Source organism: Pseudomonas sp. W3I7 (genome assembly GCF_030816095.1).
Taxonomy (GTDB): domain Bacteria; phylum Pseudomonadota; class Gammaproteobacteria; order Pseudomonadales; family Pseudomonadaceae; genus Aquipseudomonas; species Aquipseudomonas salomonii.
Genome location: NZ_JAUSXP010000001.1, coordinates 1905693 through 1919961 on the forward strand (window position 1 = coordinate 1905693; position 14269 = coordinate 1919961).

13 protein-coding genes and 1 tRNA gene are annotated in these 14269 nt (G+C 61.7%); 13 read left to right on the top strand and 1 reads right to left on the bottom strand.

The features are described from left to right. The 4 genes from ihfA to QF043_RS09050 all read left to right on the top strand — a co-directional run bounded on the left by ihfA (nucleotide 1) and on the right by QF043_RS09050 (nucleotide 1660). A complete protein-coding gene (ihfA, locus tag QF043_RS09035) occupies nucleotides 1–303 on the top strand; it encodes an integration host factor subunit alpha (RefSeq protein WP_002553164.1) in 303 nt (100 codons plus the stop codon). Next, nucleotides 284–640 (top strand): MerR family transcriptional regulator, encoded by a 357-nt coding sequence (locus QF043_RS09040; protein ID WP_003174972.1) that lies wholly within the window; start codon nucleotides 284–286, stop codon nucleotides 638–640. The genes ihfA and QF043_RS09040 overlap by 20 nt, the downstream gene beginning before the upstream one ends. Before the next feature lie 90 nt (nucleotides 641–730). Next, nucleotides 731–807: transfer RNA gene (locus QF043_RS09045), tRNA-Pro, on the top strand. 211 nt (nucleotides 808–1018) lie between these two features. After that, nucleotides 1019–1660, top strand: a complete 642-nt coding sequence (locus QF043_RS09050; RefSeq protein WP_307418222.1) for a glycoside hydrolase family 25 protein — start codon at nucleotides 1019–1021, stop codon at nucleotides 1658–1660. A gap of 5 nt (nucleotides 1661–1665) precedes the next feature. Here QF043_RS09050 and QF043_RS09055 read toward each other — a convergent pair whose 3' ends face one another. Further along, entirely contained in the window at nucleotides 1666–2295 is a 630-nt protein-coding gene (locus QF043_RS09055; protein ID WP_307418224.1) for a CatB-related O-acetyltransferase, read from the bottom strand. A 166-nt stretch (nucleotides 2296–2461) separates the two neighbouring features. Between QF043_RS09055 and QF043_RS09060 the strand changes: the two genes are divergently transcribed. The 9 genes from QF043_RS09060 to QF043_RS09100 all read left to right on the top strand — a co-directional run bounded on the left by QF043_RS09060 (nucleotide 2462) and on the right by QF043_RS09100 (nucleotide 14262). Further along, nucleotides 2462–4867, top strand: coding sequence for a TonB-dependent receptor (locus QF043_RS09060; RefSeq protein WP_307418225.1), 2406 nt, complete (start codon nucleotides 2462–2464; stop codon nucleotides 4865–4867). 283 nt (nucleotides 4868–5150) lie between these two features. Next, nucleotides 5151–6065 (top strand): Fe(3+) dicitrate ABC transporter substrate-binding protein FecB, encoded by a 915-nt coding sequence (locus QF043_RS09065; protein ID WP_373460778.1) that lies wholly within the window; start codon nucleotides 5151–5153, stop codon nucleotides 6063–6065. Nucleotides 6066–6067: 2 nt separating this feature from the next. After that, nucleotides 6068–7057: an iron-dicitrate ABC transporter permease FecC gene (gene fecC, locus QF043_RS09070; protein ID WP_307418227.1), complete on the top strand. Its 990-nt coding sequence runs from the start codon at nucleotides 6068–6070 to the stop codon at nucleotides 7055–7057. After that, entirely contained in the window at nucleotides 7054–8022 is a 969-nt protein-coding gene (locus QF043_RS09075) for an iron ABC transporter permease (RefSeq protein ID WP_307418228.1), read from the top strand. Before fecC ends, QF043_RS09075 begins: the two co-directional genes overlap by 4 nt. Nucleotides 8023–8026: 4 nt before the next feature. Beyond that, nucleotides 8027–8818 carry a Fe(3+) dicitrate ABC transporter ATP-binding protein FecE gene (gene fecE, locus QF043_RS09080; protein WP_307418229.1) on the top strand — a complete coding sequence of 264 codons (792 nt, stop codon included), beginning with the start codon at nucleotides 8027–8029 and terminating at the stop codon, nucleotides 8816–8818. 351 nt (nucleotides 8819–9169) lie between these two features. Continuing rightward, nucleotides 9170–11563, top strand: a complete 2394-nt coding sequence (locus QF043_RS09085) for a TonB-dependent siderophore receptor (protein ID WP_307418230.1) — start codon at nucleotides 9170–9172, stop codon at nucleotides 11561–11563. 25 nt (nucleotides 11564–11588) lie between these two features. Further along, a complete protein-coding gene (locus tag QF043_RS09090) occupies nucleotides 11589–12554 on the top strand; it encodes an amino acid ABC transporter permease (RefSeq protein ID WP_307418231.1) in 966 nt (321 codons plus the stop codon). Then, a complete protein-coding gene (locus QF043_RS09095) occupies nucleotides 12547–13320 on the top strand; it encodes an amino acid ABC transporter ATP-binding protein (protein WP_307418232.1) in 774 nt (257 codons plus the stop codon). The genes QF043_RS09090 and QF043_RS09095 overlap by 8 nt, the downstream gene beginning before the upstream one ends. Before the next feature lie 18 nt (nucleotides 13321–13338). Continuing rightward, nucleotides 13339–14262: an ABC transporter substrate-binding protein gene (locus QF043_RS09100; RefSeq protein ID WP_307418233.1), complete on the top strand. Its 924-nt coding sequence runs from the start codon at nucleotides 13339–13341 to the stop codon at nucleotides 14260–14262. Nucleotides 14263–14269: the final 7 nt, after the last annotated feature.

Genomic DNA, 14269 nt, shown 5'->3' on the forward strand with positions numbered 1-14269 from the left:
ATGGGGGCTTTGACGAAAGCTGAGATGGCGGAACGTCTGTACGAAGAGTTGGGTCTGAACAAACGCGAAGCCAAGGAATTGGTCGAGCTGTTCTTTGAAGAAATTCGGCACGCTCTGGAAGACAACGAACAGGTCAAATTGTCCGGTTTCGGCAATTTTGACCTGCGGGACAAACGCCAGCGGCCTGGCCGCAATCCAAAAACGGGAGAAGAAATCCCGATCACGGCTCGCCGTGTGGTCACCTTTCGTCCAGGGCAGAAGTTGAAGGCCCGAGTTGAGGCTTATGCTGGAACCAAGTCATAACGACGAACTACCCGTCATCCCAGGCAAACGCTACTTCACCATTGGTGAAGTCAGCGAGCTCTGTGCGGTCAAACCGCACGTGCTGCGCTATTGGGAGCAGGAGTTTCCTCAACTCAACCCCGTCAAACGCACCGGGAACCGTCGGTATTATCAGCGCCAGGATGTGCTGATGATCCGACAGATCCGTGCATTGCTGTACGACCAGGGGTTCACCATCAGTGGCGCGCGCCAGCGTATGTCCGGTGATGAAGCCAAAGACGACACCACCCAATACAAACAACTGATCCGCCAGATGATCTCCGAACTCGAAGATGTGCTGGTGGTGTTGAAGAAGTGATACAAGCTTTTAAAATACTTCCACATTTCAAAAGCTTGCGGTATATTCCGGATCGCTTCGTTACGAAGCAAACCCAGTAACACGCCTAGTCGGGGCGTAGCGCAGTCCGGTAGCGCACTAGCATGGGGTGCTAGGGGTCGAGTGTTCGAATCACTCCGTCCCGACCATATTATTCAATGACTTAGCCCAATCTGAAAAGGTTGGGCTTTTTCATGTGCGCGTTTTTTGGGCCGCGCCCCAATCCTTCACCGTTATCCCCTCTGCCATACCCAAGATATCCCTGCGCAGGCAGTACACATATACGGTTTTTCGGCGCTTGAGGATGAAAGTATCCGAGATGAAAGGTTGCATAACGCACCCAGCGTCTTGGAGAAACTCATGAGTTGTGAACAGCAAACCCCTACCTCCCATGCACGTGGCATTGATGTATCGCGCTGGCAGGGAGAGATCGACTGGCGTCGCGTCGCGTCAGCCGGTGTCAGCCATGCCATCGTGAAGATGACCGAAGGGGGCACCTACACTGACCCTCGGTTTGTGACGAACTTTGCCGGGATGCTGGCCAATGGTTTGACTGCGGGGGTTTACCACTACTTTCGTGCACTGAGCAGTACCCCTGGCGAACAACTGGCCAATATTCGGCAGCGGCTTTGCGAGGCCAACTTCGAGGTCGGGAAGCACATCCTGGCCATTGACGTAGAAACTTCGCGCAACGAAGAGGCGAGCCCGGATCAGATGGCCGATGCTTTGCACGAACTGGTAACGCTGCTCAGCACGCAGGTGCTCGATGGTGCGCATCCCTACATCTACACGTCACCCAGCATCTGGGCTGACCGCGTGGCGTGGCGCAAGTACGATTTCAGCCTGTGCCCATTGTGGATCGCCCACTGGGATGCCAAGCAGCCGACAGTGCCCGAAACCTGGCGTAGCCACGGCAAGAGCTGGCATTGGTGGCAGCACAGCAGCAAAGGTCAGGTTGATGGCATTCAAGGGGCGGTGGATCTGGATTGGATCAAGCGCTGAAGGCTTCAGCCAGCCGAACCCGCTCGCTGGCTGAGGTACTCCACAAACGGCCCAATATCGGTACTGCACAGCAAATGCGCGACCTCACGCACTTCCGCCTCCGGCCAGTCCCACCAGCCGGATTGCTCGAGGATCAGCCGAGTCGGCTCATCAAAACGCCAGCGGATATGTTTGGCCGGGTTGCCGCCGACGATGGCGTAAGGCGCCACATCCTTGGTCACAATCGCGCCTGCCGCCACGACTGCGCCATTGCCGATCGTCACGCCCGACAGAATCTTCGCGTGGGAGCTGATCCAGCAATCATTGCCAATGATCACGTCGCCTTTGCTGCCACCAAAGTCGGTAATGTGCGCGAGGCTTTTCATCTTGGCCGGGAAGGGGTAGCAACTGAGCCAGTCGGTGCGATGATGGCCGCCCAAATACACTTCCACATTGCCGGCAATCGAGGTGTAGGCGCCGACACGCAGGGTGGTGCCTTCATGCCAGTCGTGCACCTTCAAATCGCCGTAGGTGCCTATGCCAAAGCTGTAGTTTGGATAGCGGTTGCGCAGTTTTTGCGTAGAGCGTTCCAGTGGGGAGAGCGCGCGTATTGCCTTGCGCGCTTTTTTTTCGCGCCATTTACGCAATAGCTTCATGCGGTAAGCCTTTATGCAGAGATTGAAAACAGGCGACATCGTGAGCAATGGTTGCCCTCTATGCAAGACGAAGGCTTTATCTTCTGAAAAAATCGCTAACCCCTGTCCCTTTTTTGCGCCTCGCCTGTCATTCCAGGCAAGTGAACAAAATCGAGAGCTTCTCCCCATGCCCGCAGTCCGACCCATGCGCTTGCGCCCGTTGCTGAACCTGAGCCTGATGCTGAGCCTCAGTGCCAGCCCGTTATTTGTCCCGCTCAGCTATGCCGAAGACAGCACCGCCCGACGCAGTTACCAGGTGCCGGCCGGTAGCCTGAGCGCCGCATTGACGCGCTTCGCCGGCCTCGCCGGGGTCAACCTGTCGGTGGATCCGGCGCTGGTCAGCGGTCGCAGCAGCGCTGGTTTGTCGGGTGAATACGGCGTGGAGGAGGGCTTTGCCCAGTTGCTGACGGGCTCGGGCCTGCAATTGCAACCGATGGGCGCGCAGGCCTACAGGCTGATGCCGGTGCCGGAAAGCGGCAGCCTGCAATTGGCACCCACGTCCATCGTCGGCACTACTGGGTTGGCCGAGGGCGATACCTACGCCGGTGGCCAGGTGGCGCGACGTGGCTCGCAAGGCCTGCTCGGCTCGCGGGACTTTATGGAAACCCCGTTCAGCATGACCACCTACACCGCCGAGGCGGTCAAGAACCAACAGGCGCGTACCCTCGGCGATTTGGTCGCCAGCGACCCGTCGGTGCGCGCCACCAACCCGGCGGGCGGGCGCTACGAGCAGTTCACCATTCGCGGGTTCAGCCTGTTCAACAGTGATGTGGCCTACAACGGCCTCTATGGCGTACTGCCGACGTACACCATCGACATGGAAATGGCCGAGCGCGTCGACATCCTCAAAGGCCCGAGCCAGTTGATCAACGGCATCTCGCCGCGCGGCAGTGTGGGCGGCGGGATCAACGTGGTGCCCAAGCGCGCCACCGACAAAGACATCACCTCGCTGACCGGCACCTGGGCCTCCGGCAGCCAGGCCGGTGGCGCCGTGGATGTGGGGCGGCGCTTTGGTGAGGACAACAAATTCGGCATCCGTTTCAACGGCGTGAAGCAGTCCGGCGATACCGAATGGGATCACCAGAGCGTCGACCGTGAAATGGCCGTGCTGGGCCTGGATTTTCGCGGCGAGCGCCTGCGCCTTTCCACTGATATCGGCCACACCGAGCGCGACACCGACGCGCCACAAGAGCGTGTACAAGTCGGCGCCAATGCCAAGGTGCCGAGCGCCAACGACGTACGGCATAACTACGCACAGCCCTGGAGCAAAGCCCGTACCGATGACACCTTCGGCACCGTTAACGGCGAGTTCGACCTCAGCGATAGCGTCATGCTGTATGGCGGCGTCGGCGCGCGTAAAAGCAACCACGACTTCTTGCGTCACGCGGTGTCCGTCACCAACAACGCCGGGGATTTCAGCGTATTGCCACGGGATTTCACCCGCGATGAAAACGTGCGCACCGCCACCGCTGGGGTGCGCAGTTGGTTGCATACCGGGCCGGTCAGCCATGAGATCAACCTGGCGGCCAGCTACTTCTACATGGACTTTGAAAACGGCGGCGCCCGTTACGCGGCGGCGCCGAGCAACTTGTACAACCCGGCAGAAACCCCAACCCCTTCACGGCCAACACGCCTGGATTCCAAGGTCTACACCGAGAACCGCTTCAGTGGCGTGGCGCTGTCCGATACCCTGGGTTTTTTCGACGAGCGTTTATTGCTGACCCTTGGCGCGCGCTGGCAGCGGGTCAAGGTCGATGACTGGACCGACAACGTCAAAGGCGCTACGGCCTACGATGAGGAAAAAGTCTCGCCCTCCGGCGGCATCCTGTTTAAAGCCACCGACAAACTGTCGCTGTACGCCAACTACATGGAAGGCCTGAGCCAAGGCAAAATCGCGCCGTCGACCTCGATCAACGAAGATGAAATATTCCCGCCGTTTGTCAGCCGCCAGGTTGAAGTAGGCGCCAAATACGACGCCGGCGCGTTTGCCGTGACGGCAGCGGTGTTCCGTATCAAGCAGCCGGCCTACGAAACTAACGCCACTACGCGGGTGTTCGGCCCCAATGGCAAACGCCAGAACGACGGTGTGGAACTGAGCGTGTTCGGCGAGCCGCTCAAGGGCGTACGCCTGCTGGGTGGCGTGATGGTGATCGACAGCGAACTGACCCACACCACCAACGGTACTTTCGACGGCAACCGCGCGCCGGCCACGCCCAAGTACAACGTCAACCTGGGCGCCGAATGGGATGTGCCGACGGTGGAAGGCCTGACCCTGACCAGCCGTGGTATCTATTCCAGCTCGCAGTACCTGGACCAGTCCAACGTCAAGGAGATCGATGCCTGGACCCACCTTGACGTCGGTGCGCGCTATGCGTTCAAGGTCGACGATAAGCACATCACCTTGCGGGCGAATGTCGAGAACGTCGCTGATAAACGCTATTGGAGCTCGGCCGGTGCTTCGGATGACAGTGAACCGGGGCTTACCCTGTCAACGCCGCGTACCTATTTGCTGTCGGCCACGGTGGATTTCTAAACGCAACGATCATCCGGGGAAGACCAATGTGGGAGCTGGCTTGCCTGCGATACAGGCACCTCGGTCTGTCAGTAAGACCCGGTCGATGCTATCGCAGGCAAGCCAGCTCCCACACAAGCCAGCTCCCACACAGCCCTGACCACATGGGCCAGCACACACCACGGGACTCGCCGCGTTAATAAGAATGTTTTTTGATTGCATCGCCTCAATATGGAATAGTACCCGCCGTTTTCCCCAGCCCGTCCAGCCGGGGTGTTTTAACGCCGAGGTCCTTGTCATGCGAATGCTGCGCTCCATCCCGACTCTTGCCGCCTGCCTCCTGGCGTTGTCTTCCAGCGTGTTGAACGCCGCGCCCATCGACCTTAATGACGGACAGCACGCGGTGCACCTGCCGGATGCGCCCAAGCGCGTGGTGGTGCTGGAGTTCTCCTTTCTCGACAGCCTCGCCGCCGTCGACGTCACGCCGGTCGGTGCTGCGGACGATGGCGATGCCAACCGCGTACTGCCACGTGTGCGCCAGGCCATCGGCCAATGGACGTCGGTGGGCCTGCGTTCGCAACCGAGCATCGAAGAAATCGCCCGGCTCAAGCCGGACTTGATCATCGCCGACCTCAATCGTCATCAAGCGTTGTACAGCGACTTGGCGAGCATCGCGCCGACCTTATTGCTGCCATCACGTGGGGAAGATTACGAAGGCAGCCTTAAATCCGCCGAACTGATCGGCACGGCCTTGGGCAAAAGCCCGCAGATGCACGCGCGCATCGCCCAGAACCGGGAGCACTTGCAGGCGATTGCCAAGCAGATTCCGGCAGGTGCCAGCGTGTTGTTCGGGGTTGCCCGTGAAGACAGTTTTTCCGTGCACGGGCCCGACTCCTACGCTGGCAGCGTGCTGCAAGCCATCGGCCTGAAAGTGCCTTTGGTACGCGCAAAGGCCGCGCCGACTGAATTTGTCAGCCTGGAACAATTGCTCGCGCTTGACCCTGGCTGGTTGCTGGTCGGTCACTATCGCCGCCCAAGCATCGTCGACACCTGGAGCAAGCAGCCGTTGTGGCAAGTGCTCGGTGCGGTGCGCAATCATCAAGTGGCCGAGGTCGATGGCGACAGTTGGGCGCGTAACCGAGGTGTATTGGCATCGGAGCAAATCGCTGAAGACACCCTGGCGATTCTCAAGGGCGGCAAAGCCGTATTGAGCCAATAACCGTGCAGCGCAGTTTCGCGGCGGCAGGCATTGTGCTGCTGGGTGCCGTGTTGTTCTGGTACTCGCTGTACAGCTGGTCGCCGTTCACTATCACCGCGATGGATGCCTGGAACGGCCTGGTTCACCAGGGCAGCGTGGGCGGCAATATGGCCTATATCGTGGCGCAGCTGCGTGTGCCGCGTGCGTTGTGCGCGGCATTGGTCGGTGCCTGCCTGGGGCTGGCCGGTGCACTGATGCAAGGCATCACCCGCAACCGCTTGGCATCGCCTTCATTGTTTGGCGTAACGGCCGGCGCGGCATTGGGATTGGCCTTGTTTTCCACCGGGTTGGTCGCGCCGCCCTTTGCCGGTGGCGCCCTGTTGATGACCTGCCTGGGCGGTGCGCTGGCCTGGGTCACGGTGTTCAGCCTGGGCGGCGCGTGGTCGCCGACCACCGCGCAAGGTCGGCTGGTGTTGGCCGGTGTGGCGGTTGCGGCGTTGTGCGCGGCCTTGACCCGGCTCACGGTGATTCTGGTCGAGGCCCAGGCCCAAAGCGTGCTGAACTGGCTGGCCGGGTCGCTGGCCAATGTCGGTGCGGCCCAGGTGCAACTGCTCTGGCCGTGCACGCTGATCGGCGGCGTGTGGGCGCTGTGGTGTGCGCCGCGGCTGAACCTGATCAACCTCGGCGAAGACGCCGCACGCTCGTTGGGCGTCGGTATTGCCAGCCTGCGCTTGCAGGTGTTTGTCGCCAGCTTGCTGCTGGTGGGCGCCAGCGTGTGCGCGGTCGGCCCCATTGGCTTTGTCGGGCTGATCGCGCCGAATATCATTCGCCAGTTTCTCGGTAACGACTACCGCTGGCTGATCCCGCTCAGTGCGGCGTTGGGCGCGGTGATCGTGTTGGGCGCCGACTTGCTCAGTCGCGCGGTGGCCTTTCCAGTGGAAACCCCGGCGGGCGTGGTCACTGCATTGATCGGCGCACCGTTCTTCCTGTTTCTTGCCAGGCGCACCCTATGATGCGGCCACGATTGCGCTTATGGCTGCTGCTGGGCTTGCTGCTTGTGGCACTGCTGGCGAGCCTCAGCGCCGGTACGGTGTGGCTCAAACCCGCCACCGTGCTGGAGCGCCTGCTGGCCCACGACGCCCTCGATTTTGAAGTGTGGAACCACCGCCTGCCGCGCAGCCTGATCGCCATTCTGGCCGGCTGCGCCTTCGGCCTGGCCGGTGCGATTGTGCAGGGCGTGATCCGCAACCCGCTGGCCTCGCCGGAGATTCTCGGCGTGACCCAGGGCGCCGGGCTGGCGCTGACCGTGGCGATCATCAGCTGGCCACACCTGCCGATTGCCTGGCTGCCACTGGTGGCCTGCCTGGGCGGCGCCGGTGGGGCCTTGCTGCTGGCGCTGTACAACACCGGCGTGAGTTTTTCCGGGGTGCGTTTTGCGCTGTCGGGGGTGGCGATTGCGGTGACCTTGTCCAGCGTCACCGAGTTTTTGATCCTGTCCCATCCGTTGGACATCAACACCGCGTTGCTCGCGCTGACGGGCAGTTTGTGGAGCCGTAATTGGCACCATGTGGCGCTGGTGCTGCCGTTTCTGCTGTTGATCCCGCTGGGCCTGTGCCTGGCCAAACCCCTGAACCTGATCGCGCTGGGCGATGAGGCCGCCCACAGCCTGGGCACTGCGCTTGGCCGCACCCGCTGGTGGGCGATGGCCTGTGCGGTGCTGCTCACCAGCCTGGGTGTCGGCGTGATCGGGCCGATTGGTTTTATCGGCCTGGTCGCACCGCACATGGCGCGGCGCCTGGTGGGTGGGCATCACCAGTACCTGCTGCCGGCTGCGATGTTGATTGGCGCGTTATTGCTGGTGCTGGCCGACACGCTTGGACGCACGTTGATCGCGCCCAGCGAGATCCCGGCGGGCGTGCTTACGGCGGTGATTGGTGCGCCGTATTTTCTTTGGTTGCTGGCACGGTTCAAGGGTTGATGACATGAGTATTTTGCAGGCACACCAACTCGATATCGGCTACGGCGCCACGCGCATTGTGCAGGGCCTTTCGTTCGCACCGCCGACAGGTCGCGTCACCGCGCTGATCGGCCCTAACGGCTGTGGCAAGTCGACGTTGCTCAAGGCGTTTGCGCGCATCCTCAAGCCGACCCAGGGCGAGTTGACCCTGGATGGCCACGCCTACGCCAGCTTGTCCGCGCGCCAACTGGCGCGGCAGGTCGCATTTTTACCGCAGGTGTTGCCGGTGCCGGAAGGTGTCAGCGTGCGCCAGTTGGTCGCCTACGGCCGCAGCCCGCATAACGCGTTGTGGGGGCGCCTGAGTGGCAATGATCAAGCCCAGGTGACACAAGCCATGCAGCGCCTGGAGCTGGACAACCTCGCCGACCGCGCGTTGGCGGATTTGTCCGGCGGCCAGCGCCAGCGTGCCTGGCTGGCCATGGTGCTGGCGCAAAACGCGCCAGTGTTGCTGCTCGACGAGCCCACCACTTACCTCGACATCAGCCATCAGGTCGAACTGCTCGACCTGATGGGCGAACTGGCCGCCGAGGGCAAAACCGTGATCACCGTACTGCACGATATCAACCAGGCCTGCCGCTACGCCGACCATCTGGCGGTGATGCACGCCGGCAAGTTGGTCGCCGATGGCGCGCCCGCCCAGGTGATCAGTGCCGAGCTGATGCGCCAGGTGTTCGACGTGCAAGTGCAGATCCTGCAGGAGCCGGTTTCCGGCACGCCAATGTGCCTGGTGGAAAAAAGCACCCGCAGCCACATCTGATGCGGTCAAAACATTATTTATATGAATAAAGTTATTCGCTAATAATGAAAGTATAGAATATTAGCTTATTCCCAAATAGCATTATATTTTTGAAATCCATTCCGTTATGTTTGATCGCAACAGCCTACCCCTGACCTCGGATGGTACCCAGCGTGATTCAGATTCTGCGCGCCATAACCGGGTAAAGACCCCGCGGCAGAATCGTTGGAAGGGAGTTCAACGTATGTTGCCAATTCAAAACCCTCGCTCACTCCACACCTAGTTCCCCCTCGCAGCTGCACCCTGAAAAACGAGCACCGCGCCCGCCCGCGCGACTGCCCGACTTCGCGATTCGGAAAGCCTGGAGTGGTCATGAAGCAAGTTTTACCCCCCACCGCCGCACTCACGCTGGCCCTGTTGGCCGGCACTGCATCCGCCCAGGACGACAGCACCCTGTCCACCGTGGTGGTCACCGGCAACCGTGGCGCCGAGCAGCGCACCGTCACCAGCAGCCCGGTGCCGATCGACGTGGTCAGCGCCAAGCAACTGCAAAGCACCGGCAAGCCGGGCTTGATGGAAGCCTTGAGCGCGGTGATCCCGTCGCTGACCCTGCCGGAAAAAACCGGCTGGGACGCCAGCGGCATTGCCCGTGCCCCCAACCTGCGCGGCTTGAGCGCCGCCGAAGTGCTGGTGCTGGTCAACGGCAAACGTCGCCACACCAGCGCCACGCTGAACATCAATGGCATCAACACCGGCGCGGCACCGGCTGACCTGGATCTGATCCCCATCAGCGCCATCGACCATGTGGAAGTGCTGCGCGATGGCGCTGCCGCCCAGTACGGCTCGGATGCCATCGCCGGGGTCATCAATGTGATCCTCAAGGCCGATACCAGCGGCACCGCCGTCACCAACGTCGGCCAGGGCTATGACGGCAAGAAGCAAACCGTGCAACAAAGCCTCAACAAGGGGTTTGAAATCGGCAACGGCGGCGTCGTGCAATTGGCCCTGGATGCCCGCAGCCAGAATGACGACAACAAAGCCAGCGCCAACGGCTACACCTATGAGCAAGCCTACAACCAGGCCGGCAGATCGACCTACGGCGGTTACGGCACGCCCAAGACCAACCTGCTGACCCTGGGCTACAACGCCGAGCTGCCGATTGATGACAGCCTCAGCCTGTATTCCTTCACCACCTACTCGCGACGCAAGGCCGAGCAGGGGCAGAACTACCGCCTGCCGACCATCACCAACACCATCACCACCGGGCCGAATGGCTACCCGGCGGGGTACACGCCGACCTGGTACATCGACGAGGACGATTTCCAGGCCGCGTTCGGCGGCAAAGGCACCGTCGGTGCGTGGGACTGGGACTTGTCCACCACCTACGGGCGCAACGAGGCGGAGCAGGGCACCACCCACAACCAGAACCCGTCGCTGGGCGAGTACACGCCCAACAGCTTCACCTCCGGCACCTGGATTTCCACCGAGCTGACCACCAACCTCGACTTCAAACGTGGCTTTGATGTGGGTCTGCAAAAACCGTTGGACCTGTCCTACGGTTTCGAGCATCGGCGCGACACCTATGAGGTGCAGGCCGGTGACTACGCGTCCTATGCCAATGGCGGCTACTGCGTGGCGCCGGGCAACTGCGCGTCATCCGGGGCGCAAGTCACCAACGGCATTTCGCCGGATGAAGAAAGCAGCGCCTCGCGCAACAGCCTCGCCAGTTACGTCGATGTGGGCTTCAACCCGCTGCCGGACTGGTACATCGGCACGGCCTTTCGCTACGAGCATTACAACGAAGGCGTCGGCGCCACCCGCAGCGGCAAGCTGACCACGCGCTACGATTTCACCCCGCAATTTGCCGTGCGCGCCACCGTCAGCAATGGCTTCCGCGCGCCGTCCCTGGCCAACAGCCTGTTCAGCGCGCGCTCCACTACTTATGGCGTGGTCGACGGCGTGTATCAGTCGATCAACTACGGCGTATTGCCGGTGGGTTCGGCGGCGGCCAAGGCCCTCGGCGCCCAGGAGTTGAAACCCGAGCGCTCGACCAACTTCAGCCTGGGCTTCACCCTCACGCCCACCGACCGCCTGAACTTCACCGCCGATGCCTACGTGATCAACCTGCGCGACCGCATCACCCTGACCGGCACCTTGCTCGGCCCCGAAGTCACCCAGGTACTGCAAAGCAACGGCATCAACTCCACCTCCGGCGGCCAGTACTTTATCAACGGCGCCGACACCCGCACCAAGGGCGTGGATCTGGTCAGCAACTACAACCAGGACCTCGGCCAGTTCGGCGCATTGAAGTGGACCGCCGCGTTCAACTGGAACCAGACCAAGATCCTCAACTACAAGGCCTCCACCGACATCCTCGGCACGCCCTATGACCTGATGGACCGCCAGGCCCGTGGCCTGATCACCGATGTGCAGCCCAAGACCAAACTCATCCTCGGCGGCGATTGGAGCATCGACCGCTTCAACCTCAACCTGGCCCTGACCCGCTACGGCTCTTACAAAGAGGTCAACGTCTCTGCCGACCGCAGCCTCGACCGCGTCTACAGCGCCAAATGGATCACCGACCTCGACCTTGGCTACAACCTCACCAAAGCCCTCAACATCGCCGTCGGCGCCAAGAACCTGTTCGACCTTTACCCCAAGAAACAAGGCGTGCCGAGCAGCACCATGCTCGCCAGCTACGGCACTTATTCGCCCTACGGTTTTACCGGCGGGTACTACTACACCCGGCTGACTTACGCCTTCTAAGGCCGCAACCCGCGAGGAATAGAACATGCCCATTGTCGCCAAATCCTATGACCTGATCGACGAGGTCAGCCCGGTTCGCCAGCGCCGCGTCGCAACGCCGATCAAGGCCCTGCAAGTGGTTCCCGCCCGCCACCCGTGGCGCTGGGCCGGGTCGATCTTTGCCGCGCTGGTGCTGCTCGCCATCGTGCACTCGCTGGCCACCAACCCGCGTTGGGAGTGGGGCGTGTTCGGCCAGTGGTTCTTTTCTGCCTCGGTGCTGCGCGGCCTCGGCCAGACGCTGCTGCTGACGCTGCTCAGCACCGTGTTCAGCATCCTCTTCGGCACTGCATTGGCGCTGGCACGGCTGTCGGGCTCGCCATTGCTGGCGGCGTTGGCCTGGGGCTATATCTGGTTTTTCCGCTCGATGCCGGCGCTGCTGGTGCTGATCATCCTCTACAACTTTGCCTACCTGTATGACCACATAGTGCTCGGCGTTCCGTTCACCAACGTGGTGTTCGCCGAGTGGTCGACCGTGGATGTGCTCAGCCAATTCACCGTGGCGGTGTTGGGCCTGAGCCTGATGCAGGCCGCCTACGCGGCGGAGATCATTCGCGGCGGTTTAATCGGCGTGGACGCCGGCCAGCACGAAGCGGCGGCGGCCCTTGGTTTGCCGGCTTCGCGACGGATTTTTCGCATCATCCTGCCCCAGGCGCTGCGCTCGATTTTGCCGTCGGGTTTCAACGAAATCATCGGCTTGGTCAAGGGCACGTCCATCGTCTATGTGTTGGCCTTGCCGGAGCTGTTCTACACCGTGCAGGTCATCTACAACCGCACGCAGGCGGTGATCCCGCTGCTGGTGGTGGCGACCGTGTGGTACCTGATCATCACCACGGTGCTGACCAGCGCCCAATACTACGTCGAGCGCCACTTTGCGCGCGGTACGGCGCGGGTGCTGCCGCCCACACCGCTGCAGCGCCTGCGCGGCTGGCTCAAGGAGAAAACCCATGGCTGAAGCACGCGCCGGGCGCATTCAGATCCAGGGCGTGGGCAAACGCTTTGGCAACCAGCAGGTGTTGAAAGACATCGACCTGACCATCGACCCAGGCAAGGTCACGGTGATTCTCGGGCCGTCCGGCTCGGGCAAATCCACCTTGCTGCGCACCATCAACCACCTGGAAAAAATCGACAGCGGGCACATCACCATCGACGGTGAATACGTCGGCTATCGGCGCAAGGGTGACCTGCTCTACGAATTGAAAGAGCGCGAGATTCTCAAGCGTCGCATCGACGTGGGTTTTGTGTTCCAGAACTTCAACCTGTTCCCGCACCTCACCGCCTGGGAAAACGTCGCCGAGGCGCCACTGGCCCACAAGCGCTGGAGCAAGGCCGAGGCGCAGGCCAAGGCCTCCGAGCTGCTGGCCAAGGTCGGCCTGGCCGACAAAGTCGATGCCTACCCACGCCAGCTCTCCGGCGGCCAGCAACAGCGTGTGGCTATCGCCCGCGCCCTGGCGCTGGACCCCAAAGTGCTGCTGTTCGATGAACCCACCTCAGCCCTCGACCCGGAACTGGTGGGCGAAGTGCTCGACGTGATCAAGGGCCTGACCCAGTTGGGCGTGACCCTGGTGATCGTCACCCACGAAATCGGGTTTGCCCGTGAGGTGGCCGACCACGTGGTGTTCCTGTGTGACGGCCAATTGATCGAAGAAGGCCCGCCCGAACAGATTTTTCGCCAACCCCGACATCCTCGCACCGTGGCCTTTCTGGGCAAGGTGCTTTAGTTCAAGGAGTGACTGCCCATGTTCATCAATACTGCCCGCGTGGCGTTGCTGACGCTTGCCGTGAGTACTGCGCAACAGGCTTTTGCCGTGCAACCGGTGGATTTCAGCCCCGACCGCGTACGCATCCATGTGCCGCGCAATGAAGCGGCGATCGCGCAGATCCCGCCGGGCTTCAAGTTCGCCCAGCCTGGCAAATTCACCGTCGCCGTGTCCGGCGTGGCCGGGCCGCCGCTGGCGCTGTTGGCCAACGACGACAAGACCACCATCGGCAGCGAAGCCGATACCGCGCAGCTGGTGGCCGACAGCCTCGGTCTGCAACTCAATGTGGTGCAGACCAGTTGGGAAGATTGGCCGCTGGGCGTCAGCTCCGGCAAGTACGACGCGGTGATCAGCAACGTCACCGTGACCGAGGCGCGCAAGAAGCGTTTTGACTTCGCCACCTATCGCCAGGATGTGCTCGGCTTTTACGTCAAGAGCACCAACAAAATCACCGAGATCAAACAGGCCGCCGACATTGCCGGGCTGAAGATCATCGTCGGCTCCGGCACCAACCAGGAGAAGGTCCTGCTGGCCTGGAACGAGGCCAATGAAAAGGCCGGTATCAAGCCCGCGCTTTTGCAATACATCGACGACCAGGCCGCCGCGCAACTGGCGGTGCAGTCCGGTCGCAGCGATGCGCTGTTCGGGCCCAACTCGGTGTATGCCTACTCGGCGGCGGTCACCGGTGGCATCAAACTGGTGGGCACGGTGAACGGCGGCTGGCCGTTGAAGGCGGATATTGCCGTGACCACCCGCAAGGACAACGGCCTGATCCAGCCGATTCACACCGCCCTGCAAGGTGCGATTGCCGGCGGCCAATACGAACAGGTGCTGCAACGCTGGGGCCTGGACATCGAGCGCGTCGACACATCGCTGATCAACCCACCGGGCCTGCCGGATTAGGAGAATC

What these genes read in the sequence shown, in the direction of transcription:
- QF043_RS09085 (WP_307418230.1), top strand. Translation starts at nt 9,170, where the DNA reads ATGAAGCAAGTTTTACCCCCCACCGCCGCACTCACGCTGGCCCTGTTG.
- QF043_RS09100 (WP_307418233.1), top strand. Translation starts at nt 13,339, where the DNA reads ATGTTCATCAATACTGCCCGCGTGGCGTTGCTGACGCTTGCCGTGAGT.
- QF043_RS09095 (WP_307418232.1), top strand. Translation starts at nt 12,547, where the DNA reads ATGGCTGAAGCACGCGCCGGGCGCATTCAGATCCAGGGCGTGGGCAAA.
- QF043_RS09060 (WP_307418225.1), top strand. Translation starts at nt 2,462, where the DNA reads ATGCCCGCAGTCCGACCCATGCGCTTGCGCCCGTTGCTGAACCTGAGC.
- QF043_RS09075 (WP_307418228.1), top strand. Translation starts at nt 7,054, where the DNA reads ATGATGCGGCCACGATTGCGCTTATGGCTGCTGCTGGGCTTGCTGCTT.
- QF043_RS09055 (WP_307418224.1), bottom strand. Translation starts at nt 2,295, where the DNA reads ATGAAGCTATTGCGTAAATGGCGCGAAAAAAAAGCGCGCAAGGCAATA.
- ihfA (WP_002553164.1), top strand. Translation starts at nt 1, where the DNA reads ATGGGGGCTTTGACGAAAGCTGAGATGGCGGAACGTCTGTACGAAGAG.
- QF043_RS09040 (WP_003174972.1), top strand. Translation starts at nt 284, where the DNA reads ATGCTGGAACCAAGTCATAACGACGAACTACCCGTCATCCCAGGCAAA.
- QF043_RS09050 (WP_307418222.1), top strand. Translation starts at nt 1,019, where the DNA reads ATGAGTTGTGAACAGCAAACCCCTACCTCCCATGCACGTGGCATTGAT.
- QF043_RS09090 (WP_307418231.1), top strand. Translation starts at nt 11,589, where the DNA reads ATGCCCATTGTCGCCAAATCCTATGACCTGATCGACGAGGTCAGCCCG.
- fecE (WP_307418229.1), top strand. Translation starts at nt 8,027, where the DNA reads ATGAGTATTTTGCAGGCACACCAACTCGATATCGGCTACGGCGCCACG.
- QF043_RS09065 (WP_373460778.1), top strand. Translation starts at nt 5,151, where the DNA reads ATGCTGCGCTCCATCCCGACTCTTGCCGCCTGCCTCCTGGCGTTGTCT.